The sequence below is a fragment of the Mesorhizobium sp. NZP2077 genome, from assembly GCF_013170805.1.
In the GTDB taxonomy this organism is placed as follows: Bacteria; Pseudomonadota; Alphaproteobacteria; order Rhizobiales; family Rhizobiaceae; genus Mesorhizobium.
Genome location: NZ_CP051293.1, coordinates 5,056,397 through 5,079,857, shown reverse-complemented (window position 1 = coordinate 5,079,857; position 23,461 = coordinate 5,056,397). Strand labels below are relative to the sequence as shown.

Here is a 23,461-nt window from a genome sequence, read left to right as displayed (position 1 = left end):
CGCCGCACTCTCAGTTCAGGGCGTAATCCGCGCCAGATGCTCGAGATCGGCTTCCTCGCGCAGCGGATCGGGCGCCATCACCACCGAGGTGCCGTTGTCGGCATCGTCTGCAAAGTGGGCAAGCACCGTGCGCCCGGCCTCCATGCGTGCCTTGCCTTCTGCGACCAGCCCGAGCGCCAGGGCATAGAGCCTGTGCTCGGCTTTCAGGACGCGGGCAGCCAACGTATCGGCATTGTCGCCGACCATCACCGGCACGGCCGCCTGGGCGATAATCGGGCCGTCATCCATCTCCGATGTGACGAAATGCACGGTGCAGCCATGGATGCGCATGCCGGCGGCCAGCGCCCGCGCATGGGTGTCGAGGCCCTTGAATGCCGGCAGCAGGGCAGGGTGGATGTTGATCATCCGGCCCTGCCATTTCTGCACGAAGCCGCCGGAGAGGATGCGCATGTAGCCGGCCAGCGCCACGATCTCGGCATTGAAGGCCGTGAGTGCTGCGTCGATCGCCGCGTCATGCGCCTGCTTGCTGCCATGGTCGGCGCGGGCAATGACCTGCGTGGCGATGCCGCGCGCCCCGGCGATGCCGAGGCCGGCGGCGTCCGCCCTGTCGGAAATCACGCCGACGATCTCGGCCGGGAAGGCCGGGTCGCTGGCCGCGGCGATCAGCGCCGTCATGTTGGAGCCGCGCCCCGATATCAGGACGACTGTGCGCTTTCTCTGCGTGCTCATAGGCCGATCGAGCCCCGATAGATGACACCGGCGTCGCGGCGCGGCACGATGCGGCCGATCGGCATTACCGTCTCGCCGGCTTCCTGCAGCACGGCGGCGACTTGCGCCGCCTGGCCGGAGGCGACCGCCAGGATCATGCCGATGCCGCAATTGAAGGTGCGCATCATCTCTTCCGGCGCCACGCCGCCGGTCTTGGCCAGCCACGAGAACACCGCCGGCACGTCGATGGCTTCGAGATCGAGTTCTGCCGAAAAATCCTTGGGCAGCACGCGCGGAATGTTTTCAGGGAAGCCGCCACCGGTGATGTGCGCCAGCGCCTTGATGCCATGCGTGTTGCGAATGGCCTTGAGGATCGACTTGACATAGATGCGGGTCGGTTCGAGCAGCGCCTCGGCCAGCGTCGCCTCGTCGTTGAACGGTGCCGGGTCGCTCCATGCCAGGCCGCTTGTGGCAACGATGCGGCGCACCAGCGAAAAACCGTTCGAATGCAGGCCCGAGGAAGCGAGACCCAAGAGCACATCGCCCTCGACGATGTCGTCGGTGGGCAAAAGCTGGCCGCGTTCAGCCGCGCCCACGGCAAAGCCGGCGAGGTCATAGTCGTTGCCATGATACATGCCGGGCATTTCCGCCGTCTCGCCGCCGATCAGCGCGCAGCCGGCCTGTCGGCAGCCCTCGGCAATGCCGCCGACGATCGCCGCACCCTGGTCGGGATCGAGCCTGCCGGTGGCGAAATAATCGAGGAAGAACAGCGGTTCGGCGCCCTGCACGACGATGTCGTTGACGCACATGGCGACGAGGTCGATGCCGATCGTGTCGTGTTTGCCGGCATCGATGGCGATCTTGAGCTTGGTGCCGACGCCGTCATTGGCGGCGACCAGCACCGGATCGGTGAAGCCGGCAGCCTTGAGGTCGAACAGGCCGCCGAATCCGCCGATCTCGCCATCGGCACCCGGCCGGCGCGTGGCCCGCACCAGCGGCTTGATCTTCTCGACCATGAGATTGCCGGCATCGATATCGACGCCGGCCTCGGCGTAGGTGAGCCCGTTCCTGCGCTCGCTCGTTTTGGGCTGGCCCGCTTTGGGCTGGCTTGTGTCGCGCTTGCTCATCGCAATTTTCCTGCCTCGTTTGCGGGCTCTTCGCATGAATGGTTTCGGGGGGCAAGGATAACGGCGGAACCAAGCGCCATTTGGCCTGACAAAAGCGTGGACAGAACTTCCGGCATTCGCGGCGAACACAATGGCGGCCAAATTGCTCGGCGCGGAGCTTGCGGCGCCTCTCCATCTCCATCATCTATCTCCGACCGGAGAGGACGGGACATCGCCATGACCATCCCCAACCTGATCACCATCCTGCGTCTACTTCTTGTGCCTGCCGTGGTGCTGGCCATGCTTCAGGCGCGCTGGGACTGGGCTTTCGCCGGCTTCGTCATTGCCGGCGTCTCGGATGGCGTCGATGGCTTCATTGCCCGCCGTTTCAACCAACAGTCCAGGCTCGGCGCCTATCTCGATCCGATGGCCGACAAGCTGCTTTTGGTGTCGGTTTTCATCGTCTTGGGCTTCATCGGGCAATTGCCGCTGTGGCTGGTCGTCGCCATGGTGTCGCGCGACGCATTGATCGTCTGCGCGGTGCTGCTGTCCACGGTGATGGCCCATCCGGTCGAGATAAAACCGTTTCTGGTGTCGAAGGCCAATACCGCCGTCCAGATCGTGCTGGCGGCTGTCGTGCTGGGCGAACTTGCCTTTGCCGTGCACCTCGACCCGCTGCGGCCGGCCCTCATATTGCTGTCCGGGGTCTTGACCGTGGCTTCGGCCGCGGCCTATCTCGTGGCTTGGCTGAGGCATATGAGCGGCTATGGCGAAGGCTCCAATCCGGACATCTGAGAAAGAAGCGGCGGTGATCGAGGCCGCGGCCGCCGATCTTGCCGCGGCCTCCGCGTTCCGCCGGCAGATCTTCTTCTGGCTGGCCGGTGTCGCCGGGCTCGCGCTGTTCCTCTATGTCTTCAGTGCCATCCTGCTGCCCTTCGTCGCTGGCATGGTGCTTGCCTATTTCCTCGATCCGGTCGCCGACCGGCTGCAGCGCCTTGGCCTGTCCCGCTTCATGGCGACGGTGGTCATCCTCATCACCTTCCTCATCGTGCTGGTACTGGCCTTTGTCATCCTCATTCCGGTGCTGGCCACGCAGATGGCCGATTTCGCCGGCAAATTGCCGGAGTACCTGACCCGGCTGCAGAGCCTGATCACGTCGTTCGATCCGAAATGGCTGGAACAGAAATTCGGCGTCAATGCCAATGGCTTGCGCGACGGACTGAATTCACTGCTGACTTCCGGCTTTGGCCTGATCACCACCGTGTTCACCTCGCTGTGGAGTTCCGGCATGGCGCTGGTCTCGGTGGTCAGCCTGTTCGTAGTAACGCCTGTCGTCGCTTTCTACATGCTGCTCGACTGGGATCGCATGGTGGCGGTCATCGACAACTGGGTGCCGCGCGACAATGTCGCGACGGTGCGCGCCATCGCCAAGGACATCAACACCGCAACGGCCGGCTTTGTGCGTGGCCAGGGCACGCTGTGCCTGGTGCTCGGCGCCATCTATGCCACCGGCCTGACGCTGACCGGCCTGAATTTCGGCATCCTCATCGGCCTGTTCGCCGGGCTGATCTCCTTCATTCCCTATGTCGGCTCGCTGACCGGGCTGGTGCTGGCCGTTGGCGTTGCCTTCGTCCAGTTCTGGCCGGACTGGACCATGATCGTCGCCGTCGCGGTGGTCTTCTTCATCGGACAGTTCATGGAAGGCAACATCCTGCAGCCGCGGTTGGTCGGCAAAAGCGTCGGCCTGCATCCGGTATGGCTGATGTTCGCGCTGTTTGCCTTCGGCGCGCTGTTCGGTTTCGTCGGCCTGCTGATTGCCGTGCCGGCTTCCGCCGCTGTCGCGGTTCTGGTGCGCTTTGCCATCGCCCGCTATCTCGAATCGCCGCTCTACAAGGGCCACGCGACAGAGCCAGCGCCGCCGCTGCCGGCCGATCGCGTCGGCGGCCACCGCACGCAACCGCGTCGCTGACGTGACTGCCCAAAAAACCGATCCGCCGCGCCAACTGCCGCTCGATCTCGGCCACGGCACCGGCTATTCGCGCGACGAACTCGTTGTCTCCGGCACCAACAACCAGGCGGCGGCACTGGTCGACCGCTGGCCGGACTGGCCCTCACCGGTGGTGGTGCTCGCAGGTCCCGCCGGCTCCGGCAAGACGCATCTGGCCGCCATCTGGCGTGCACGCGCCAACGCGATGGCTGTCGACGCCGGGCGTATTGGCGACAGCATCGCCATTCTCGGCGCCCGGCCGGCATTGATCGACGATGTCGATGCGCGCGCGATCGACGAACAAGGCCTGTTCCATCTGATCAACGCGGTGCGCGGTGCCGGCTCGACGCTGCTGTTGACCGCGCGGCGTTTTCCCTCGGCCTGGGGCGTCTCGCTGCCCGATCTGGCCTCGCGGCTGAAGGCGGCGGCGACGGTCGAGATCCACGAGCCCGATGACCTGCTGCTGGCCGGTGTCATCACCAAACTGTTCGCCGACCGCCAAGTCGAGGTCGAACCGCATGTCGTGCAGTATCTGGTGCGGCGCATCGAACGCTCGCTGGCGACTGCCATGCGCGTGGTCGAGCGGCTGGATCGCACCGCGCTCGAGCGCAAGACACCGATCACGCGGGCGCTCGCCGCCGAAACGGTCAACGCCATGGATGAGGGGCAGCGCGAGTTCGAAATTTAGAGAAACTCGACGTACAGACGACTGGCAAACGGACTGCCCTGTGCCATTTCGGGAAGCAACAACTGGCATCCGCCTTGCTACACCAGCTTGCCGGCTGACCCCGGTCCTGATTGCGTTCCAAATCAGGTTGTAGGCTCGCCGGGAATGAGGTTTGGGGTTCTCGCCCGGCGAGCTTGCCTTTCATGTGCCTTGAGCAGTCAGGCGCGGCGGTAGCCGGCGAGTTGGGTGTCGTCGACATCGGGCAGATTGATCGTCGCGGCAAGGCCTGCGACCCGAGCGGCGCAAGGTGGTCACGCCACTACCGATGCAGCATTTTCGAGGGGATGGTCGGAGTGGAGAGATTCGAACTCCCGACCCTCTGGTCCCAAACCAGATGCGCTACCAGCCTGCGCTACACTCCGAACGGTCTGTTGCCTATTCATTTCGGTGCTACATGGCAAGTGCAAAAACCTTGCCGCCATGCGCATTGCGCAGTAATGACGGGCGACGGGTGGCGATGCTGCCTTGCACAACAACGAGGTGGCCATGTCCGCGCGCATTTTCAGCCCAGCCAAAACCGCCATGCAGTCCGGTAAGGCCAAGACCGGCCACTGGGTGCTGGAATTCGACCCCGAGATGCGCAAGAAGATCGATCCCTTGATGGGCTACACCACGTCCGGAGATATGAGAAGCCAGATCAGGCTCACCTTCGACACGCGGGAAGAGGCCGTGGCTTACGCCGAAAAGGAAGGGCTTGCCTTCCGCGTCGAGGAGCCAAAAGAGACCAAGCGCCGCCAGATTTCCTATGCGGAGAATTTCCGCTATGACCGCAGGACGCCCTGGACGCATTGAACGGCGGCCAGCGCCAGATATCCAGCCGGCCCCTTGGGCCGGCCAGCGGTCCCGTAGCTCAGCTGGATAGAGCACCGGCCTTCTAAGCCGATGGTCACAGGTTCGAATCCTGTCGGGATCGCCAATAAACTTCTGTTTTTACTGAGCTATTTCTTTCATATTTTGGGAGCGCAGGGCGTCTGTCGTCGTGCCGGCACAGTGTCGGTCTGCGCCGCGAGAAATGACCAACGGGAACCTGATGCCTGCCGGCGCGTTGCCTCGCATGCTCAAGAAGATCGCCTTCGCCGCCGTGCTGTTCCAGGTTGCCGTTTTCTCGGCGCTGATAACGCAGACCGTTCTTTTCGCATCCACGGCTACTCAAGCCGCCGACGTCCAGCCCAGTGAATCCGTTGCGGTCAGTGACAAGGAATGCCCCACCGCGACCTGGCCGAACATTCCGGGTCGGTGCCTGGAGCGGGTTGAGGCGCGGAACTCTGTTTCGACGCTAGTGCTGATGGCCGGGCAATAAGACAAAGCCCGCGGGGCGGCCCGTAATTATTTCGTGATCTGTCGGGATTGGAACCTTAGCCCATGTGAGGCGTTCGGGGCCTTGTATTCGCGGTGCCTCATAAAAGGGCAACGTGGGCCGGCGAATGGGTGGGACAAAACAAAAGCGGGTTGGGGGAGGAGAAAACCAGGCCATGTCGAAACGTGAAATTGGAACGTCCCCTGCCTTGGGGCGGCGTATCGCTGAACTCAAGGCCAGGATACGGGATGCCGAAATATCCGATCATGAGATGAAGACCTTCCACAAGGTCGCCGCCATCATTGGGGGAGGCGACGGTTCGCTACGACTGGATGCAGACGACCTGATCGCGGCATCCTTCGTCGTCGAGGCGAGTGGACCGACGTCCAGCCGTTGATGTCAGGGATTCCCTGCGCCCTGCAATTCAGTGAACGAGCTGCCTTCATAGCCGGAGCACGGCCGCCTGTTCGGCGAGCATGCTCCGGCTTCCGCTCATCTGATCTCGAATTGAAAGGAAAGTCTTATCATTTTGTTTGCGTTGGTACGCCATAGTAGCGGCGGCTAACGGAGTGGAACGCAATGAAGCTCGATCTGTCGCCGACGAGCTGGCGCAGGGTGATCGCGGTCACCGCTGCCGGTACGGCATTCTTCATTGCCGTGGCGTTTTTCGTCGATTCGTTCAACTTCCCCTATCTCTCGCCCGAGGCCGTCTGGCGCGCGCAAATGACGGATCTGATGCTGCCGCTGGTGCTCGGCGGGTCGTTTCTGTTCTTCCTCATGTGGAAGATACGCCAGCTGGCCATAGCCCAGCGTGATCTCAGCATCGTTGCCGCGACGGACAGTCTGACCGCAGTGTTGAACCGCGGCGCCTTCTCGATGCTGGTCGAGGCCTATCTCGAGCAGACCCGCAAACAAGAGCAGACCCATTCCGGCGCGCTGCTGATCATCGACGCCGACCATTTCAAGCTGATCAACGACCGCCTCGGCCACGACTGCGGCGACCAGGCGCTCAAGCTGATCGCACAGGCGATCAAGGGACAGCTGCGCGGCAGCGATATCGTCGGCCGCATCGGCGGCGAGGAGTTTGGCGTGTTCCTTCCCGGTGTCGACCCCTCGCAATCCTGGCTGGTTGCCGAAAGTATCCGCCGCCGCATTCGCGAAATGGACTTTTCACCCGGCGGCCGCGCCTGTCCGCTTTCCGTCTCGATCGGCGGCACCAGCTTCAGCGGGCCGACGACTTACGAGGCGATCTTCTCCGCCGCCGACAGACGGCTCTACGCTGCCAAGTCGAATGGACGCGATCAGGTCAGCTTCGACCCGACGGAAGCCTCGCAGGTGCCTCAGCCCAGCGTCGCCACGGTGCATTGACCGCGGCCTTGCTGCGCATGAAGGCTGCTTTCCTTGACGCTTTCTTGTTGGTGTGCTTCCTCCGGCGTCCAGCCCGCCCAGGTAGCACAACGCATGATCCATTTGTTCAACGGCTTTCAGAACCCGTTTGGCGGCAGTGAACGCGAAACCCTGGAGCTGTATCGGCTGTTGAAAGCCGACTCGCCGGTGCGTCTGTGGGCAACCTCATCGCGCGTGTCCGACGACCTGATGCGGCAATTTCCGCTTCACCGCGTCTCGCCGGCTACGCGCGACGTGCCGGACGGCGGCACCTATGTCTTCCTCGGCGCGCATTGGCGCAACAAAATCTGGCCTTACCTGATCCGACGGCCACGCCGGCTGATCTATGTCTTCAACACCTTTCACCCGAAGATCGTCGCGCTGACGACGCGCATGCCGCGCCTGCTGGGCTGGCCCGACGCCGAACTGGTACTGATCTCCGACTTCCAGAAACGCATGCTGCAGGTCAAAGGTGTCGTGCATCCGTCGCCGATCGATATCGATCGCTTCGTCCCGCGGCTGGCAAGGCCTGATGGTCCGTTCACAGTGGGGCGACTGAGCCGCGACACGGCGGACAAGCATCATGCCGACGACGTTGTGCTCTACGAGGCCTTGCTGGCCGACGGCGTTGCGGTGCGGATCCAGGGCGGCATGCCGCTCAAGGACAGGCTCGCGCCGCATCCGCAACTCGAACTCCTGCCGCAGGGCCAATTTGCCGCCGAACAGTTCCTGACGACGCTCGACGCGTTCTACTATCGCACCGGCTCGCATGTGGAGACGTTCGGCCGGGTGGTGTTCGAGGCGATGGCTTGCGGTCTGCCCGTGGTTTGCCATTCGCATGGCGGCTACGCCGACCATATCAGCCATGGCGAAAACGGCTTTCTGTTCGAGACGACGCAACAGGCGGCGCTAATCCTGGCCGAACTCAAAGCCGATCCGGCGCTGCGGGAGAGGGTGGGCCACAAGGCGCGGCAGACCGTCGAGCAACTGTTTTCGCCACAGGCATTGCGGCAGCGGCTGGATTTCTATCGACGTTAGCGATACCGACCCGGAACGACAACTTGTCCAATCCGTTTGTCAACAATCTCGACATCGCCAAAGCTGACATGCAAATGAACCATCGGGCGGACCGCATCGGCGCCACCAGATCGAGCGGGGCTCCTTATCGATGACATTGATGGGCGCGGCGGCACTGCTGATCCTGGTCCTGACCTATGCCGGCGTCGCCATTGGCCGTATACCTGGCCTGCGTCTCGACCGGGCGGGGATTGCGCTGCTTGGCGGCGCGGCGATGATCGCCATTGGCGCGATCAGCATGGAGGATGCATACCGCGCGATCAATTTCGACACCATCACGCTTCTGCTAGGCATGATGATCGTGGTGGCGCATCTGAAGGTGTCGGGCGCCTTTCGTGGCCTTGGCGCCATCGCCATCGAACATGCGCACGCGCCGTTCATGCTGCTGGTGATGGTGACGCTGCTCACCGGCGTGCTGTCGGCCTTCCTCGTCAACGATGCCATCTGCCTGGTCATGGCGCCGATCGTCGTCCACGTCACTCGCGTCATCAACCGCAACCCGATCCCCTATCTGATCGCCACCGCCACCGCGTCGAACTGCGGCAGCGTCGCCACCATCACCGGCAATCCGCAGAACATGGTCATCGGCGCGCTGTCGGGCATTTCCTATCCGGCCTTTTCGGCGGCGCTGGCGCCGGTCGCCCTGTTTGGCCTCGTCGCGGTCATCGTCATAGTGCGCATCATCTATCGGGCCGAATTCACCCGCACCGCCGCATTGACGCCGCATGTCGCGCGCGGCCGCATGCATCGCGGGCAGGTGCTCAAGGCCGTGATTGTCTGCATCGGCTTGGCCATTGCCTTCTTCGCCGGCGTTCCCGTTGCCAAGGCGGCATTGATCGGCGGCGCCATTCTCCTGCTCACCCGCGCCATCAAGCCGGAACGCATCTACCGTGAGATCGACGGCCCGCTGCTGTTCATGTTCGCCGGTCTGTTCGTCGTGGTTGCCGGCGCCGAAAGGACGCTGCTGACGCCTGATCTCATCGCCTCGGCCAAGAATCTCGGCCTCGACGACGTCTGGCGCTTGTCCGGGTTTACCGCGGTGCTCTCCAACATCATGAGCAATGTGCCGGCGGTGCTGGCGTTGCGGCCGTTCATACCCGGGCTGGAAAACCCCGAACGCGCCTGGCTGGTGGTGGCGATGAGCTCGACGTTGGCCGGCAATTTCACGCTGCTCGGCTCGGTCGCCAATCTGATCGTCGCCGAGCAGTCCAAGGCCGCCGGGACGCCATTGTCTTTCGGTGCCTTCTTCAAGGTCGGCTTGCCGCTGACGCTGATCACGCTCGTGGTCGGGACGGCATGGCTGGCGTTTGGGTTCTAGAGGGAGCGGCAAGGCAATGGTGAGCGCCAATCAAGGTGAAAGCGGAGATCTGATCCGCCGCGCCGTGGCGGCTTTCAATTCCGGCAATCACGGTCAGGCGGTGGATCTGTGTGAGCTGGGCTTGAAGCAGCATCCGGGCGATCCGGCGCTTTGCCATCTGATGGCCGCGGTCCTCTTCGCGAGGGCCAACTTGCCGGAGGCTCGTACGCGCATCGAAGCGAGCCTTGCCGCTCGTCCGAACAATGTGCCAGCCTTGATTCTCGCATGCCGGATTGCCCGGGCCGAGGGCCGGTTCGAAGCGGCGTTGCAGCTTCTGGACCGCGCGGCAGGGCGATCGTCGCAGGCGGAGGTCCTGATCGAGCGGGCACGCACCCTCGATCAGGCCGGCGATGCCTCGGCTGCGCGCGAATGTTGGACACTTGTTTTGCGGCAGGATCCGGAATCCGCGGAGGCTGCAGCGCGCCTCGGGCGCCTTGCCTGGCAGAGCGGTGCGTCTGTTGAGGCAGAGGGCTTCCTCGAACGCGCCGTCGCCGGCGGTGGACACCCGGCTGCCTGGTTTGACCTCGGGCTGGTGCGCCAGGACATTCGCAAGTTCGGCGGTGCTGCCCAGGCCTATCGACGGGTGCTGGAGATGAGCCCAGACGCGCCGGAGGCTGCCGTCAATCTGGGCGTCGTCTTGCAGGAAGCCGGTGACCTCGACGGGGCCATGGCGGCGTATTCGATGGCCTATCGTCTGAGCCCATCCACCTTCGGCGTCATCGCCATGGCGCTTACATCGGCGCCGAACGGCCGTCTATGGCTTGATGAGGAGGCGTTGCGTCGCTCACTCGGCGGTGGCGCGCCCCCGCCTAGCGCGAAACCGCTTGCGATAGACGCCGGGCGTTGACAGGACATCCGCGACCGTCTGCGCATAGGATGCCCGCCGTTTCTCGTCAAACACCTCGTATTCGAGCTGAGGCGCAGCTCGCGGAACTGCAAAGCATTGCGCGACCGGAGTTCCTTTCCGGAGCACGCCGGAGAATTCGGGCTCCTTCCAGACCGCTGGGAAATTGATGCCGCCATCGCTGAACCGGTCGGAATCCACCAGGCCCGTCACCAGCCTGAAGGGAAGATCCTCGCGATTGACCGGATGGGTCGCGAACAGCGACCAGCCATCCTCGACCTCGATGGTCCAGAAGCTGTTGAATTTAAGGGCTGCCTGGCTTGGGTTGGCAAACGGGCTGCCGGCGAGCTGGCCCGGCGTATGGAAGCTCAGCGGCGCCCTGGGGTGGTTTTTAGTGACCGGATCTGGGATCGTCCAGTCCCAGGAAAAAGTGCCCTTGTCGACGACGACGTCGCACGGCAGCAGGATCATGAAGCCATATGTCATCGCGTCAACCACCGGGGGGCACTGCTTGAGCGTGCGAATGTCGCGGCCATGGATCGCCGAGTAGGCGGTGGCGGGCATTGCGCGCAGCCAATCCGGCAGGGCGCCGCGCGCCAGGATCGGGCGCGGCAAATGCTCGACCAGCATTGGATCGCATCGGAAAATCACACGCATCGCCGCCTCCTGGCCTTGCGATACCATGCTTGCCGGCCCCGCTCCAAGGGGCGGCCAGTCAGTCGTTGTTCCGGGATCTCGCGCGAACGAGCGTGGCCGCAGCTCGTCCTGCTGCCTCGATGTAGTCAGGATTGCGGTGGATCAGCATGATCGAAAAGCAGCCATCTATCAGCAGCACGATCTCGCGGGCCAAGGCTTGCGGCTCCTCAATGTCGTGCCCGGACAATTCGCCAGCCAACCATGTTTCAAAATTTGACTTGTGTCGCGACCCGACCTTGACCGCCGGGTGGCCGGGCATCGAGGCAAGTTCCGCGGCCGTGCGCAGAAAGCCGCATCCCTTCCATTTCGGATGGCGTGCAACCCGCCCCAGATTGCTGAAGATCGCCTCGACCCTACGGTCCGCTCCACCTTCCGCCGCGTCGAACCAGCCGGCCATCTGCTGCAGGTTGGGCTGATCGCGACCATCGAGATAGGCGGCGATCAGGTCGTCCTTGCTCTTGAAATGGTAGTACAGCGTGCGCTTGGTCAGGCCAGCCTTTTCGGCAATGGCATCGACACTGACGCGACCGATTCCCTCGGCATAGAACAGCTTCGTCGCGGCATCGACGATGCGTTTACGGGTCGGGCTGGCAGGGTCAGACATCAAGCGTGTATACCGACTAGTGAATATACACGCAACCCGAAGCATGATCCCCTTTCCGTCGTATCTGGAAAGGAAGAAACAATGGCCGATCTTGTCCTGAGCGAGACCCGCGACCGGGTCACCGTCCTCACACTCAACCGCCCGGAAAAACTCAACGCGATGAACTATGCCCTGATCGATCGCCTGCTCGCGATCCTCGACACGATAGAGACCGACGATGCGGTGCGCGCCGTCATCCTGACCGGGGCCGGGGAACGCGCCTTTTCCGCCGGTGGTGATATCAACGAATTCTCATCGAGTGTCGCCGCAGGCACGGATGTGGCGCTGCGCGACTTCGTCATGCGCGGCCAGCGGCTGACGGCGCGGCTGGAGGCCTTCCGTAAGCCGATCATCGCCGCCGTCAACGGGATTGCCTTCGGTGGCGGCTGCGAGATCACGGAAGCCGTGCCGCTGGCCATCGCCAGCGACCGCGCGCTGTTCGCCAAGCCGGAGATCAACCTTGCAATGCCGCCGACCTTTGGTGGCACGCAACGGCTGCCGCGGCTTGCCGGACGCAAGCGGGCGCTCGAACTGCTGTTGACGGGCGACTGGTTTCCGCCGCCGCGGGCGCTCGAACTTGGTCTCGTCAATCAGGTCGTGCCGCATGCCGAGCTGATGCGGGCGGCGCACGACCTTGCCCGCCGCATCATCACCCATTCGCCGGCAGCGCTCGCCAGCATCCTCACTGCGGTGGCGCGCGGGATCAACCTCAGCATCGCCGAAGGGTTGCTGGTCGAAGCCGAGCAGTTCGCCCGCATGGCCCCGACCGTCGATCTCAGGGAAGGGCTTGGCGCCTGGATAGAGCGGCGCAAGCCTGGCTATGACGGCTACTGGACGCACATCGCAAGGCCGGACGAGGCAAGGCGCGCCTCGCTGCGGCTCGACCATGCGGCGGGTCAGGGCTAAACGTCGAGATGGCCTTGTTGGGATTGAAGCGGCAGAAATAGTCGATCGCTCCGGCCCTGCCCGGCTTTCCTGTGTTAAGCCGCCGCCAGTCCCTTGTCTGTCGTTTGCACGCGTGCAGCCGCTGCCAGAAGGTCGGTCTGGGTGATCAGGCCGAGAATGCGCCGTTCTCCGTCGACGATGACCACGGCATGGCTGCGGCCGTCGGTCAAAACCGGAAGCAGGCTCATCGCCGGCGTCTCGGGCGAGGCGGTGCCGGCCGGCGACATCACGCCCTTCACCGTGTCGATGGCTTTCGTCAGCTCACGCAGGCCGACCGCGCCGACCAGCCTTGCATCCGCGTCGACCACCGGCAAGGTGCGGATGTTGTGATCGAGCAACTGCCGGCGCGCCTCGTCGGCGGTGGCTTGCTCGGGCACTGAAATCACGTCGCGGGACATGATGTCCTCGCACAGCAGCGTCCGGTGCGAGCGCACCATGGCCTGCAGCTCGACTTGCCTCAACAGCCGTTCGAGGTCGTTGCGGTCGATGTCGAAGGTCTCGTCGAGCGTGGTCAGCGCTGCATCGATATCCTCGGGCCGGAAGCCGACGCGCTGCTGCGCCGGCGGATCGGCGGTGCCGTGGCTGTTGGCGGCGGGTGCTGCGACATGCGGGTAGTTGCGCCGCGCCAGCCTGTGGAAGAGCAAGCCGAGTGTGACCAGGATGATCGAATTCAGGGCCACTGGCACGAACGGAAACAGGAAGCCCGCGTTGAGAACGGCCGGCCCACCGAGCACCGCCGTCAGTGCTGCCGCTCCGCCCGGCGGATGCAGGCAACGCGTGAACGACATCGCCGCGATGGCTAGCGCCACCGCAAGGCCCGAGGCAAAGACCGGATCATGGACGAAATGCGCTACGGTCACGCCCACCAGCGCCGATATGGAATTGCCGCCGATGGTCGACCAGGGTTGCGCCAACGGGCTCGCGGGCACGGCGAACAGAAGCACGGCCGAAGCGCCCATCGGGGCCACCAGCAGCGCCACATGCGGGCCGCCGCCCATCGCCAGCCCGCTGATCACGCCGGTCAGCGCGATGCCGATCGTGGCTCCGATGCAGGCAAGCAGCCGCTCACGCAGCGTCGCGCCGGCAAGGATGGGGACAAAAAGACGAAAGGCCATGGCAAGCTTTGTGACAAATGGATTTCTGACTATGCCGTCCAACACGCAATGCGGCCGAACCCACAGATTTGAAAGTCAAACAAATCCGCAAAGTCACGGCCTGGCAGAATAATATTCCGCGACAGCCCTTGCTGGGATGCCGCGAACGGCTCGCACTTTGTCATCAGCGTCAGAGCCATGCGGCCGTTTGCTGATTCCCTCCGGCAGTTAGCCCGTATGCGCCGCCGTCAGGCGGCGGCAGCGGCCAGACCACGCAAAATATCGGCTTTCAGGTCGTCGACATCCTCGAGGCCGATCTGCAGGCGGATCAACGGACCCTCGTAAGGGGCTTTGGCGACGACGCGGTCGCCGAGCCAGACCGGCACCGCGAGGCTCTCATAGCCGCCCCAGGAATAGCCGAGCCCGAATATCTTGAGGGCGTCGAGGAAGGCGTGCTGCTCCTTCTGGCCGCCGCCGGCAAGCACGATGGAAAAGATGCCGCTCGAACCGCAAAAGTCGCGCTTCCACAAATCGTGGTCCGGGTGGCTGGGAAGGGCAGGGTGGAGCACGCGCGCCACACCCTTCTGGCCTTCGAGCCACGACGCGATGGCGAGTGCGCTGCGCTGATGATGCTCCAGGCGCACGCCCATCGTGCGCAGGCCGCGCAGCACCTGGTAGACATCATCGGGTCCCGCACAGCAGCCGAGCGTGCAAAAACTCTCGTAGAGCTGCTTCCAGTGGCTCTCATTGGCCGAGACGGTGCCAAGCAGCACGTCGGAATGGCCGGCCGGATACTTGGTCGCCGCGTGGATGGAGATATCGACGCCGTGGTCGAGCGGCCGGAAATAGAGCGGCGTCGCCCAGGTGTTGTCCACCATGACGATGGCGCCGGCCGCATGCGCCGCCTTGGCGATCGCCGGGATGTCCTGCAGCTCGAACGTGTTGGAGGCTGGCGATTCCGTGAACACCACTTTGGTGTTGGGCCTGATCAGCGCTGCGATGCCGGCGCCGACGTCGGGAGCGTAGTACTCGACCTCGACACCCAGCCGCTTCAGCATCGTGTCGGCAAAGTTTCGCGTCGGGTGATAGACGGTATCGACGATCAGCAGATGATCGCCCGCCGATACGAAGGCGAGCAGCGGAATGGTCACCGCCGCAAGGCCCGACGGCACCACGATCGTGCCGGCGGATCCCTCGAGCGCGTCAATGGCGTGGGCAAGGGCGTCCGTCGTCGGCGTGCCGCGCGTGCCGTAGGTGTATTTCTGGTTGCGGTCCGCCATTGTGGCGGCATTGCGAAAGAGCACGGTCGAGGCGTGCACGACAGGCGGATTGACGAAGCCGAAATAGTCGTGCGGATTGTTGCCCGAATGGGCAAGCCGCGTGTTGATGCCCATCTTGCCGCTAAGCTGGTCGTTGCCGTCTTTCGCCATTCTTCGTCGCCTTGTTTGACAAGGCGCTAGCCATAGTGCGGCGTCATGGACCGTGCAACAGCACACCGTCCGCCAGGGCGCGGACTTCGGATATGCCAATTCTGCGTGAGGAGGACACCGAGCCGAGGTCGCGTCCTGAATGAAGCGCACCGATCGGCCTATTGTGGGCGGTCCTGGATGGTATATAATCAACCTATAATATTAATCGCCGGATTGCCTCGATCAGATGCTGCCGGATGGTTTTTGCGGGCTGGCCTGTTGGTCCCTTCGATCCGGGCATCGTGCTTGCAGAGGATGAGCGCGGCAAGGGGAGGAATGCCATGCCCGACGTCAAATGGACAATCAAGGCGCGCGAATTCATCAACTGCAATTGCGCCTATGGCTGCCCATGCCAGTTCAACGCCTTGCCGACATACGGCTTCTGTCAGGCGGTTGCCGGCATGGAGATCGAGAGCGGCCACCATGGCAGCACCAAGCTCGATGGATTGCGGTTCGTCGGGATTTTCAGCTGGCCCGGCGCGATACACCAGGGCAAGGGCGAAGCCGCGGTGGTCATCGACGAGCGGGCGAGCGAGGCCCAGCGTGAGGCGCTGCTGCGCATACTGGGCGGTCAGGACACTGAACCAGGCGCGACAATATTCCAGGTGTTCTCGACCACGCTGGAGAAATTCCATGACCCCATCTTTGCCCCGATCGAGTTCGAGGTCGATGTTGACGCGCGAACCGGACGGCTGCACGTCAAGGGCGTAACCGACGGTCATGGCGAACCGATCAAGAATCCGGTCACCGGGGCCGAGCATCGGGCACGCATCGACCTGCCGCGCGGCTTCGAATACGCGATTGCCGAAATCGGCCGTGGCTGGACCAAGACGACGGGCCCGATCAAGTTCGAGGTGGCCGATACGCACAGCCATTTCGCCAATCTGCACCTCACGCAGAGCGGCGTCGTCCATTGACCTGAGCCAATGAGTGACACAGCCCTAGAGGCGGTGCTGCGGCGCGACCGCGGGGTCGTGATGACCGCGCTCGTCGTGATCGCCGTGCTCGCCTGGGCCTATGTGCTGTGGCTCGCCACCGACATGGCCATGCCTGCTTCCCCCATGCCGGCCGGAGCGAGCGGCGGCATGGCCGGAATGGACATGTCGAAGACGGATATGGGCGGCATGGATATGGGTACCGCCGTGGCGCCCGGGTTCCGAGCCTGGGCACCGGCCGATTTCGCTTTCATTTTCACGATGTGGGCGGTGATGATGGTCGGCATGATGACGCCTTCGGTTGCGCCGATGCTGCTGCTCTATGCCGGCGTTGGCCGCAAGGCGCAGGCGGATGGCCGGCCTTTCGCTTCGACCGGATGGTTCTTTACCGGCTATCTCGCCGTCTGGATCGTCTTCAGCATCGTGGCAACCGTTGCGCAATGGCTGCTCGCGCGCCTCGCTTTGCTCGATCCCTCAATGGCGACCGGCAGCACGATCCTCGGCGGCCTCGTCCTGATCGCCACCGGCCTCTATCAATGGACGCCGATCAAAGGAGCCTGCTTGCGCCAATGTCAGGGGCCAATCGCGTTCCTGGCCAGTCACGGCGGGTTTCGCTCGGCGCCACTCGGCGCGCTTCGGCTGGGCATTGATCATGGCCTCTATTGTCTGGGCTGCTGCTGGGCGCTGATGGCCCTGCTGTTCGTCGGCGGCGTCATGAACATCCTGTGGATCGCCGGCATCGCCATCCTCGTTCTCCTGGAAAAGACAGTCACGGTCGGGCAGTGGATCCCGCGCATTTCTGGCATGTTGATGGTGGCCGCGGGCGCGTGGCTCATCTCGCGCGCGCTTTGACGGCGCACGTTTGATGCAGTCTTCGGACGTGCCAATCCATCCCGCATCCAGATCAGTCACGCCAGGCTGGTGCCAGGGATGGATTTCGCCGCTGGCCCGCATTTTGCGTTGAATGCGCTTTGCCGACTTTATTTGCGCCGTGACTAAATCGCGGGCGCGTTTGTCTGCAATTCGGGCATTTCCGGCAATCGATTTTCAAACACGTTCGGATTCGGTCATTTCCCTTGACCTCACGAGAATTATCGCCTTCGATGCTGTTCGTGAATGGGAGGCGGCGCGTCGGTTACGATGCGGGATTCCGGGAATGGGCTGGAATGGGAGCTGCGTTCACACGGGAAAAAAGATCAGGGTTTGCCTGAAAAACAGAGAAAAGGGTCTGTGGGTCATGAAACATTTTGCTATCGGCATTCTTGGCGCCGCTACGCTCGGATTGATGGCGTCGGCCGCCTCGGCTACGACGCTCGATACCGTCAAGGCGAAGGGCTTCATCCAATGCGGCGTCTCGACCGGTCTGGCCGGCTTCTCGGCGCCGGACGACAAGGGTGAGTGGCAAGGCATCGATGCGGATTTCTGTCGCGCCGTGGCCGCCGCCGTCTTCGGTGACGGCACCAAGGTCAAGTTCACGCCGCTCAGCGCCAAGGAACGCTTCACCGCGCTGCAGTCCGGCGAGGTCGACATCCTGTCGCGCAACACCACCTGGACCATCAACCGCGACACCGCACTTGGCCTGAACTTTGTCGGCGTCACCTACTATGACGGTCAGGGCTTCATGATCAACGCCAAGAAGCTGCCGGGCGTCAATTCCGCGTTGCAGCTTTCCGGCGCCGCGGTCTGCGTGCAGAGCGGCACCACCACCGAGCTCAATCTCGCCGACTACTTCAAGGCGAACAAGATGGAGTACAATCCGGTCGTCTTCGAAAAGCTCGAAGAGGTCAACGCTGCTTATGATGCCGGCCGCTGCGACGTCTACACCACCGACCAGTCGGGCCTGTACGGCATCCGCCTGACGCTGGCGTCACCGGCCGATCACGTCGTGCTGCCCGAGATCATCTCCAAGGAGCCGCTCGGCCCGGCCGTGCGTCAGGGCGACGACCAGTGGTATCACATCGTCAAGTGGACCTATTTCGCGCTGTTGCAGGCTGAAGAGCTCGGCATCACCAAGGCCAACGTCGATGAAATGAAGAACTCGCCCAGCCCGGAGATCAAGCGTGTGCTCGGCCAGGAAGCCGACACCAAGATCGGTACCGATCTCGGTGTCTCCAACGACTGGGTCGTCAACATCGTCAAGGCTGTCGGCAATTACGGAGAACTGTTCGACCGCAATGTCGGCTCCGGTAGCCCGCTGAAGATCGCCCGCGGCATCAACGCGCTGTGGACCAAGGGCGGCCTGCAATACGCTCCACCTATCCGCTGACCGAAATGTGATCCGGGAGGCAGATTCTCTGCCTCCCGGTTTCTCTTTCCAGGGGACGGTCGAATGGCATCGCAGGAAGTTCTTCGCGAGGCGCCAAGTCGCGCTTCTCTTATAAACGATCCCAAAGTCCGCAGCATTTTCTATCAATGCCTGGTCGTTGCTTTGCTGGTGTCGGGTGTCTGGTGGATTGTCCACAATACCATTGTGAACCTCACGAACCTCCATATTGCCTCCGGCTTTGCTTTTTTGAAGGGGCGCGCAGGCTTCGACATTTCCGACTCGGCGATCGCCTATACGTCGGACTCCACTTATGGCCAGGCCATCATCGTCGGCTTGATCAACACGTTGATTGTCGCCTTTGTCGGCATCATCACCGCCACCATCATCGGCTTTATCGTCGGCATCGGCCGGCTGTCGAAGAACTGGCTGATCCAGAAGATCTGCACCGTCTATGTCGAGGTGTTCCGCAACATCCCGCCGCTGCTGGTCATCTTCTTCTGGTATTCCGGCGTGCTGGCCGTGCTGCCGGCGCCGCGCGACAGCTATCATCTGCCCTTCGGCTCGTTCCTCAACCAGCGGGGCATCTATTTTCCGCGCGCTATCTGGGGCGAGGGCTCCTGGCTGATCCTGGTGGGTCTGCTTGTCGGCATCGCCATGTCGTGGTTCGTCGCCCGCAAGGCCAAGCAGCGACAGATGGCGACCGGCCAGCAATTCCCGGTGTTCTGGACATCGCTGGCGCTGATTGTCGGGCTGCCGGTGCTCGCCTATGTGCTGAGCGGCTTTCCGGTAACCTTCGATTTTCCCAAACAGTCGACCTTCAACCTGAGCGGCGGTTTCGTGGTGAAGCCGGAATTTCTGTCGCTCTATCTGGCCCTGTCCTGCTACACGGCCTCCTTTATCGCCGAGATCGTGCGCGCCGGCATCCGCGGCGTCGCCAAGGGCCAAAGCGAGGCCTCGGCGGCCCTTGGCCTACGTGCCGGCCAGGCGCTGCGGCTGGTGGTCGTGCCGCAGGCCATGCGCATCGTCATTCCGCCGCTGGCCAGCCAGTATCTCAACCTTACCAAGAATTCATCGCTCGCCATCGCCATCGGCTATCCCGACCTGACGGCGACGACCGGAACGGTGCTCAACCAGACCGGCCAGGCGGTGGAATGCGTGGTCATCATGATGGTGATCTATCTGGCCATCAGCCTCCTGACCTCGCTGCTGATGAACTGGTTCAACGCCAAAATGGCGCTGGTGGAGAGGTAAGGACATGCAAGAACATGATATGTCCTGGGTGCGCACTGAAATGGCGCTGGCACAACCGGCGCCAGCTGGCGTCGTGGGCTTCGGTGCCTGGGTGCGCAAGAACCTGATCGCCTCGACAGGCGATGCCATTATGACCATAATCGGTATCGCGCTGGTGGTAATGATCCTCCCGCAGATCATCAACTGGGCCTTCATCAACGCTGTGTGGAGCGGACCGGATCGGACCGTGTGCGCCACGGTGGCGCAAGGTGGCATTCAGCCCGACGGCTGGCATGGCGCCTGCTGGGCTTTCATCAATGCCAAGTTCGGCCAGATAATGTTCGGCACCTATCCAATCGAGGAGCGCTGGCGGCCGATCCTGACCGGCATATTGTTCGTAGCGCTTCTGGTGCCGATGCTGATGCCGCGTGTGCCGCGCAAGGGCCTCAACGCGTTGCTGCTGTTCGTCGGTTTGCCTGTTGTGGCGTTCTTCCTGTTGGTCGGCGGTTCGTTTGGTCTGGAACATGTCGAAACCGCGCGCTGGGGTGGCCTGCTGGTGACGCTGTCGCTGTCTTTTGTGGCCATCGTCGTGTCGTTGCCGCTTGGCATCGTGCTGGCGCTTGGCCGGCGCTCCAAAATGCCTGTTGTCAAGATGCTGTGCGTCATCTTCATCGAAGCCGTGCGCGGCATTCCGCTGATCACCGTTCTGTTCATGGCCAGCGTCATGCTGCCCCTGTTCCTGCCGCCGGGCGTCACTTTCGACAAGTATCTGCGCGCGCTGATCGGCGTGTCGCTGTTTGCCGCCGCCTATATGGCCGAGGTCGTACGCGGCGGCCTGCAGGCGATCCCCAAGGGCCAGTATGAAGGCGCCGATTCGCTCGGTCTTGGCTATTGGCAGAAGATGTATTTCATCGTCATGCCGCAGGCGCTGAAGCTCGTCATCCCGGGCATCGTCAACACCTTCATCGGCATGTTCAAGGACACCACCCTGGTCCTCATCATCTCGATGTTCGACCTGCTCGGCATCATCAAGCAGAACTTCGCCGACCCTAACTGGGCGACGGCGCAGACGGCCAAGTCGGGTCTGCTCTTTGCCGCCTTCGTGTTCTGGCTGTTCTGCTTCGGCATGTCGCGCTATTCAATGTACACCGAACGCCGGCTCGACACCGGCCACAAACGCTGATGCACGTCGCCCAAAAGCGTGTTGCGGTTTTGGGGTAACGACATGCATCATAACCAAAGATAAGAAAACAAGGGGACCCCTGTCATGGCCACCGAAAACGCCGTCAGCGCGGAAGAGATCAAGGTCAACGCCGCCAAGATGCACATCTCGACCACCGATGTCGCCATCGACATCATCGCCATGCACAAATGGTATGGCGAGTTCCATGTGCTGAAGGACATCAACCTCAAGGTGATGCGCGGCGAGCGCATCGTCATCTGCGGTCCGTCAGGCTCCGGCAAGTCGACCATGATCCGCTGCATCAACCGGCTGGAAGAACACCAGAAGGGCAAGATCATCGTCGACGGCAAGGAATTGACCAACGATCTGAAGAAGATCGACGAGGTGCGCCGCGAGGTCGGCATGGTGTTCCAGCACTTCAACCTGTTCCCGCATCTGACTATCCTGGAGAACTGCACGCTGGCGCCGATCTGGGTGCGCAAGACGCCGAAGAAGCAGGCCGAGGAAATCGCCATGCATTTCCTCAAGCGCGTGAAAATCCCCGAGCAGGCCAACAAATATCCGGGCCAGTTGTCCGGCGGCCAGCAGCAGCGCGTGGCGATCGCGCGCTCGCTGTGCATGAACCCGCGCATCATGCTGTTCGACGAGCCGACCTCGGCGCTCGACCCGGAGATGATCAAGGAAGTGCTGGAGACCATGGTCGGCCTGGCCGAAGAAGGCATGACCATGCTGTGCGTCACGCACGAAATGGGCTTCGCCCGCAAGGTCGCCAACCGGGTGATCTTCATGGACCAAGGCCAGATCGTCGAGCAGAACACGCCGGCCGAATTCTTCGACCACCCGCGCCACGAGCGCACGAAACTGTTCCTCAGCCAGATCCTGCACTAGCCTTTTCAGTGAACTGAGGAGAGCCCGGCTGAAACAGTGCCGGGCTCTTTTGCGTATGGATGACGAGAGCAATTCCAGGAAAAGTGTGAAGCGGTTTTCCGTCCGGAATTGCGTCAGAGCAAAGAGATAGGCGTGCGGTTCGTGCCGCGCCGGGATGTGTTTGCGGGGCCGCCATTCATGAAAAAGCTCGGCCGTTTTCTTGGTTTGCTGTTGATCGCGGTCGTGCTCGCCGTGACGCTCGGCACCTTGGTGCCGCGCCCGCTCTGGCAAACTGCCGTCGGCAAATCAGCGACGCGTCATATCCTGGTGCTGAGGAACCCGATCCATACCGACATCGCCATTCCGGTCGACGATGCGGTGCGCCAGCGCTTTCATTTCCTGGTCGCAGCCGGCATTCCGGCCGACATCCCCGAGGTGCGCTACATCGTCTTCGGTTGGGGCGGCCGCGCCTTCTATCTGGAAACACCGACCTGGTCGCAGCTGAAGGCCGTGCCGGTGATGAAGGCACTGACCCTCGACACGTCGGTCATGCATGTCGATGTCGCCGGCGATATCGACCAATCACATCCGGATGTCGCTGGCTTCGATATTGGAGACGACCAGTTCGCGGCATTGCTCGATTTCATCCAGGCCAGTTTTCAGCAGGGGCCGAGTGGTCCGATCCATATCCCGAATGCCGGTTATTCCAAATTCGATGGCTTTTTCGAAGCCAACGGCCATTTCAACGCACTGGTCGGCTGCAACACCTGGACCGCCGCCGCACTGCGCACCGCTGGGCTGCGAACTGGTTGGTGGAACCCGCTGCCGGTGTCGCTGGGGTGGTCGCTGAAGCTGTACAGTAGGTGATCCGCATAACGCGCTATTAGTTTTTATATGTAGAAATACATATTGGCGATGGCGCGGAGAGTGTTGTGTCTTTTTTTGATGCGCTTATAAAATATTTTGTTGGCGGATTCACTTTCTATATAAAACCGGGCGCCGTCATTCGTAAAATATCGGAGCGAGACGATACCTGGTACGCGATCGCAGCCATCGCTGCTGTATTCGCACTTGCCCAACAGTGCGTAGGATATCTGGATCTCCTAGGTCACTGGGGCAATTCAATCCCGCATTTCCCGATTATCTATAAGTTCATTTCAAGCTTGGCGATAGCCGTTGTTGCTTCCGTAGTCATTTTTCTATTCTCCCGTGTGACAGGGGCAGGTGCCGACTTCGAGGCCATCTATCGCGGCGTGATTTTAAAGTTTCCCATAGCGGTGGCATTTTCGCTGTCGATACTGGGCATAAAATACGCTGCATTCGGCTTTTTGAGCCTGCTGCCAAAAGAAACCGGAATGACGATTGGCTGGTATCTGTTTGCAGCCGTTGCGGTGGTACTTGGGCCGGTTATCAAAGGATTGCAGGTGCTGAGTGCATACGGTGTCTCAAGCTTCTCGTCGATCGCAATCGCGGTCCAACTCGTCCTGGTATCGAAGTATGCATTGAGAGCGAATGTTTTCGTGGCTGTGGCGGTAACTTTGGCTGCCGCGATGGCGTGCTCCGTTGCTGCTGCACTGCTTTTCTTCGCCCGCTATCACCACATCTATTGGAATATGACGCCGGGTGCTTTGTTCTCGTGACGCA

Annotated in this window: 25 protein-coding genes and 2 tRNA genes; 20 read left to right on the top strand and 7 right to left on the bottom strand. The window is 62.4% G+C overall.

What is annotated here, in order from left to right:
• Positions 1 to 15: 15 nt before the first annotated feature.
• Entirely contained in the window at positions 16 to 729 is a 714-nt protein-coding gene (gene purN, locus HGP13_RS25480) for a phosphoribosylglycinamide formyltransferase (protein WP_172230309.1), read from the bottom strand.
• Positions 726 to 1,835: a phosphoribosylformylglycinamidine cyclo-ligase gene (gene purM, locus HGP13_RS25475; RefSeq protein WP_172230306.1), complete on the bottom strand. Its 1,110-nt coding sequence runs from the start codon at positions 1,833 to 1,835 to the stop codon at positions 726 to 728. Before purM ends, purN begins: the two co-directional genes overlap by 4 nt.
• A 216-nt stretch (positions 1,836 to 2,051) precedes the next feature.
• Between purM and HGP13_RS25470 the strand changes: the two genes are divergently transcribed.
• From HGP13_RS25470 to hdaA, 3 genes are read left to right on the top strand one after another with little or no spacing between them, the layout of a single operon-like run.
• Complete coding sequence (locus HGP13_RS25470; RefSeq protein WP_172230303.1) at positions 2,052 to 2,609, top strand: CDP-alcohol phosphatidyltransferase family protein; 558 nt, start codon at positions 2,052 to 2,054, stop codon at positions 2,607 to 2,609.
• A complete protein-coding gene (locus HGP13_RS25465) occupies positions 2,581 to 3,783 on the top strand; it encodes an AI-2E family transporter (RefSeq protein ID WP_172230300.1) in 1,203 nt (400 codons plus the stop codon). Before HGP13_RS25470 ends, HGP13_RS25465 begins: the two co-directional genes overlap by 29 nt.
• Before the next feature lies 1 nt (position 3,784).
• On the top strand, positions 3,785 to 4,489 hold the full coding sequence (gene hdaA / locus HGP13_RS25460; RefSeq protein ID WP_172230297.1) for a DnaA regulatory inactivator HdaA: 705 nt from the start codon (positions 3,785 to 3,787) through the stop codon (positions 4,487 to 4,489).
• 324 nt (positions 4,490 to 4,813) lie between these two features.
• Here hdaA and HGP13_RS25455 read toward each other — a convergent pair.
• Positions 4,814 to 4,890, bottom strand: a tRNA-Pro gene (locus HGP13_RS25455).
• Between the two features lie 124 nt (positions 4,891 to 5,014).
• On the opposite strand from HGP13_RS25455, the gene HGP13_RS25450 reads away from it, so the two are divergent.
• From HGP13_RS25450 to HGP13_RS25415, 8 genes are all read left to right on the top strand, one after another.
• Positions 5,015 to 5,320, top strand: a complete 306-nt coding sequence (locus HGP13_RS25450) for an ETC complex I subunit (RefSeq protein ID WP_015318428.1) — start codon at positions 5,015 to 5,017, stop codon at positions 5,318 to 5,320.
• A 47-nt stretch (positions 5,321 to 5,367) separates the two neighbouring features.
• Positions 5,368 to 5,444 (top strand) — tRNA-Arg (locus HGP13_RS25445).
• Between the two features lie 138 nt (positions 5,445 to 5,582).
• Positions 5,583 to 5,828 carry a hypothetical protein gene (locus HGP13_RS25440; protein ID WP_246707119.1) on the top strand — a complete coding sequence of 82 codons (246 nt, stop codon included), beginning with the start codon at positions 5,583 to 5,585 and terminating at the stop codon, positions 5,826 to 5,828.
• Between the two features lie 172 nt (positions 5,829 to 6,000).
• Entirely contained in the window at positions 6,001 to 6,222 is a 222-nt protein-coding gene (locus HGP13_RS25435; protein ID WP_172230291.1) for a hypothetical protein, read from the top strand.
• Between the two features lie 182 nt (positions 6,223 to 6,404).
• On the top strand, positions 6,405 to 7,193 hold the full coding sequence (locus HGP13_RS25430; protein ID WP_172230288.1) for a GGDEF domain-containing protein: 789 nt from the start codon (positions 6,405 to 6,407) through the stop codon (positions 7,191 to 7,193).
• Positions 7,194 to 7,286: 93 nt separating this feature from the next.
• Positions 7,287 to 8,249: a glycosyltransferase family 4 protein gene (locus HGP13_RS25425; protein ID WP_172230285.1), complete on the top strand. Its 963-nt coding sequence runs from the start codon at positions 7,287 to 7,289 to the stop codon at positions 8,247 to 8,249.
• A 130-nt stretch (positions 8,250 to 8,379) separates the two neighbouring features.
• Positions 8,380 to 9,606, top strand: a complete 1,227-nt coding sequence (locus tag HGP13_RS25420) for an anion transporter (protein WP_172230282.1) — start codon at positions 8,380 to 8,382, stop codon at positions 9,604 to 9,606.
• Between the two features lie 16 nt (positions 9,607 to 9,622).
• Complete coding sequence (locus HGP13_RS25415; protein WP_172230280.1) at positions 9,623 to 10,492, top strand: tetratricopeptide repeat protein; 870 nt, start codon at positions 9,623 to 9,625, stop codon at positions 10,490 to 10,492.
• Here HGP13_RS25415 and HGP13_RS25410 read toward each other — a convergent pair.
• Together HGP13_RS25410 and HGP13_RS25405 are read right to left on the bottom strand one after the other, a co-directional pair.
• Positions 10,430 to 11,146, bottom strand: coding sequence for a hypothetical protein (locus tag HGP13_RS25410; protein WP_172230278.1), 717 nt, complete (start codon positions 11,144 to 11,146; stop codon positions 10,430 to 10,432). The genes HGP13_RS25415 and HGP13_RS25410 overlap by 63 nt on opposite strands.
• Before the next feature lie 58 nt (positions 11,147 to 11,204).
• Positions 11,205 to 11,789 (bottom strand): TetR/AcrR family transcriptional regulator, encoded by a 585-nt coding sequence (locus HGP13_RS25405; protein WP_172234846.1) that lies wholly within the window; start codon positions 11,787 to 11,789, stop codon positions 11,205 to 11,207.
• 81 nt (positions 11,790 to 11,870) lie between these two features.
• Here HGP13_RS25405 and HGP13_RS25400 point away from each other — a divergent pair, with 81 nt between their 5' ends.
• On the top strand, positions 11,871 to 12,734 hold the full coding sequence (locus HGP13_RS25400) for a crotonase/enoyl-CoA hydratase family protein (protein WP_172230276.1): 864 nt from the start codon (positions 11,871 to 11,873) through the stop codon (positions 12,732 to 12,734).
• Between the two features lie 74 nt (positions 12,735 to 12,808).
• On the opposite strand, the gene HGP13_RS25395 is transcribed toward HGP13_RS25400, so the two are convergent.
• Together HGP13_RS25395 and HGP13_RS25390 are read right to left on the bottom strand one after the other, a co-directional pair.
• Complete coding sequence (locus HGP13_RS25395; RefSeq protein WP_172230274.1) at positions 12,809 to 13,888, bottom strand: HPP family protein; 1,080 nt, start codon at positions 13,886 to 13,888, stop codon at positions 12,809 to 12,811.
• A 227-nt stretch (positions 13,889 to 14,115) separates the two neighbouring features.
• Positions 14,116 to 15,297 (bottom strand): cystathionine beta-lyase, encoded by a 1,182-nt coding sequence (locus HGP13_RS25390; protein WP_172230272.1) that lies wholly within the window; start codon positions 15,295 to 15,297, stop codon positions 14,116 to 14,118.
• A gap of 320 nt (positions 15,298 to 15,617) precedes the next feature.
• Between HGP13_RS25390 and HGP13_RS25385 the strand changes: the two genes are divergently transcribed.
• The 8 genes from HGP13_RS25385 to HGP13_RS25350 all read left to right on the top strand — a co-directional run bounded on the left by HGP13_RS25385 (position 15,618) and on the right by HGP13_RS25350 (position 23,457).
• Entirely contained in the window at positions 15,618 to 16,253 is a 636-nt protein-coding gene (locus HGP13_RS25385) for a DUF1326 domain-containing protein (protein WP_172230270.1), read from the top strand.
• Between the two features lie 9 nt (positions 16,254 to 16,262).
• On the top strand, positions 16,263 to 17,123 hold the full coding sequence (locus HGP13_RS25380; RefSeq protein WP_172230267.1) for a DUF2182 domain-containing protein: 861 nt from the start codon (positions 16,263 to 16,265) through the stop codon (positions 17,121 to 17,123).
• Positions 17,124 to 17,508: 385 nt separating this feature from the next.
• Positions 17,509 to 18,537: an amino acid ABC transporter substrate-binding protein gene (locus HGP13_RS25375; RefSeq protein WP_172230264.1), complete on the top strand. Its 1,029-nt coding sequence runs from the start codon at positions 17,509 to 17,511 to the stop codon at positions 18,535 to 18,537.
• 63 nt (positions 18,538 to 18,600) lie between these two features.
• Positions 18,601 to 19,788: an amino acid ABC transporter permease gene (locus HGP13_RS25370; protein WP_172230261.1), complete on the top strand. Its 1,188-nt coding sequence runs from the start codon at positions 18,601 to 18,603 to the stop codon at positions 19,786 to 19,788.
• 4 nt (positions 19,789 to 19,792) lie between these two features.
• Positions 19,793 to 20,950 (top strand): amino acid ABC transporter permease, encoded by a 1,158-nt coding sequence (locus tag HGP13_RS25365; protein WP_172230258.1) that lies wholly within the window; start codon positions 19,793 to 19,795, stop codon positions 20,948 to 20,950.
• An 84-nt stretch (positions 20,951 to 21,034) separates the two neighbouring features.
• Positions 21,035 to 21,838, top strand: coding sequence for an amino acid ABC transporter ATP-binding protein (locus HGP13_RS25360; RefSeq protein ID WP_010915400.1), 804 nt, complete (start codon positions 21,035 to 21,037; stop codon positions 21,836 to 21,838).
• A 177-nt stretch (positions 21,839 to 22,015) separates the two neighbouring features.
• Positions 22,016 to 22,684 (top strand): TIGR02117 family protein, encoded by a 669-nt coding sequence (locus tag HGP13_RS25355; protein WP_172230255.1) that lies wholly within the window; start codon positions 22,016 to 22,018, stop codon positions 22,682 to 22,684.
• A gap of 65 nt (positions 22,685 to 22,749) precedes the next feature.
• Complete coding sequence (locus HGP13_RS25350) at positions 22,750 to 23,457, top strand: hypothetical protein (protein ID WP_172230252.1); 708 nt, start codon at positions 22,750 to 22,752, stop codon at positions 23,455 to 23,457.
• Positions 23,458 to 23,461 lie beyond the last annotated feature (4 nt).

Bases quoted from the DNA above. Each gene is read 5' to 3' on its own strand.
- purN (WP_172230309.1), bottom strand. From the start codon at position 729: ATGAGCACGCAGAGAAAGCGCACAGTCGTCCTGATATCGGGGCGCGGC.
- purM (WP_172230306.1), bottom strand. From the start codon at position 1,835: ATGAGCAAGCGCGACACAAGCCAGCCCAAAGCGGGCCAGCCCAAAACG.
- HGP13_RS25470 (WP_172230303.1), top strand. From the start codon at position 2,052: ATGACCATCCCCAACCTGATCACCATCCTGCGTCTACTTCTTGTGCCT.
- HGP13_RS25465 (WP_172230300.1), top strand. From the start codon at position 2,581: ATGGCGAAGGCTCCAATCCGGACATCTGAGAAAGAAGCGGCGGTGATC.
- HGP13_RS25450 (WP_015318428.1), top strand. From the start codon at position 5,015: ATGTCCGCGCGCATTTTCAGCCCAGCCAAAACCGCCATGCAGTCCGGT.
- HGP13_RS25440 (WP_246707119.1), top strand. From the start codon at position 5,583: ATGCTCAAGAAGATCGCCTTCGCCGCCGTGCTGTTCCAGGTTGCCGTT.
- HGP13_RS25435 (WP_172230291.1), top strand. From the start codon at position 6,001: ATGTCGAAACGTGAAATTGGAACGTCCCCTGCCTTGGGGCGGCGTATC.
- HGP13_RS25430 (WP_172230288.1), top strand. From the start codon at position 6,405: ATGAAGCTCGATCTGTCGCCGACGAGCTGGCGCAGGGTGATCGCGGTC.
- HGP13_RS25425 (WP_172230285.1), top strand. From the start codon at position 7,287: ATGATCCATTTGTTCAACGGCTTTCAGAACCCGTTTGGCGGCAGTGAA.
- HGP13_RS25420 (WP_172230282.1), top strand. From the start codon at position 8,380: ATGACATTGATGGGCGCGGCGGCACTGCTGATCCTGGTCCTGACCTAT.
- HGP13_RS25415 (WP_172230280.1), top strand. From the start codon at position 9,623: ATGGTGAGCGCCAATCAAGGTGAAAGCGGAGATCTGATCCGCCGCGCC.
- HGP13_RS25410 (WP_172230278.1), bottom strand. From the start codon at position 11,146: ATGCGTGTGATTTTCCGATGCGATCCAATGCTGGTCGAGCATTTGCCG.
- HGP13_RS25405 (WP_172234846.1), bottom strand. From the start codon at position 11,789: ATGTCTGACCCTGCCAGCCCGACCCGTAAACGCATCGTCGATGCCGCG.
- HGP13_RS25400 (WP_172230276.1), top strand. From the start codon at position 11,871: ATGGCCGATCTTGTCCTGAGCGAGACCCGCGACCGGGTCACCGTCCTC.
- HGP13_RS25395 (WP_172230274.1), bottom strand. From the start codon at position 13,888: ATGGCCTTTCGTCTTTTTGTCCCCATCCTTGCCGGCGCGACGCTGCGT.
- HGP13_RS25390 (WP_172230272.1), bottom strand. From the start codon at position 15,297: ATGGCGAAAGACGGCAACGACCAGCTTAGCGGCAAGATGGGCATCAAC.
- HGP13_RS25385 (WP_172230270.1), top strand. From the start codon at position 15,618: ATGCCCGACGTCAAATGGACAATCAAGGCGCGCGAATTCATCAACTGC.
- HGP13_RS25380 (WP_172230267.1), top strand. From the start codon at position 16,263: ATGAGTGACACAGCCCTAGAGGCGGTGCTGCGGCGCGACCGCGGGGTC.
- HGP13_RS25375 (WP_172230264.1), top strand. From the start codon at position 17,509: ATGAAACATTTTGCTATCGGCATTCTTGGCGCCGCTACGCTCGGATTG.
- HGP13_RS25370 (WP_172230261.1), top strand. From the start codon at position 18,601: ATGGCATCGCAGGAAGTTCTTCGCGAGGCGCCAAGTCGCGCTTCTCTT.
- HGP13_RS25365 (WP_172230258.1), top strand. From the start codon at position 19,793: ATGCAAGAACATGATATGTCCTGGGTGCGCACTGAAATGGCGCTGGCA.
- HGP13_RS25360 (WP_010915400.1), top strand. From the start codon at position 21,035: ATGGCCACCGAAAACGCCGTCAGCGCGGAAGAGATCAAGGTCAACGCC.
- HGP13_RS25355 (WP_172230255.1), top strand. From the start codon at position 22,016: ATGAAAAAGCTCGGCCGTTTTCTTGGTTTGCTGTTGATCGCGGTCGTG.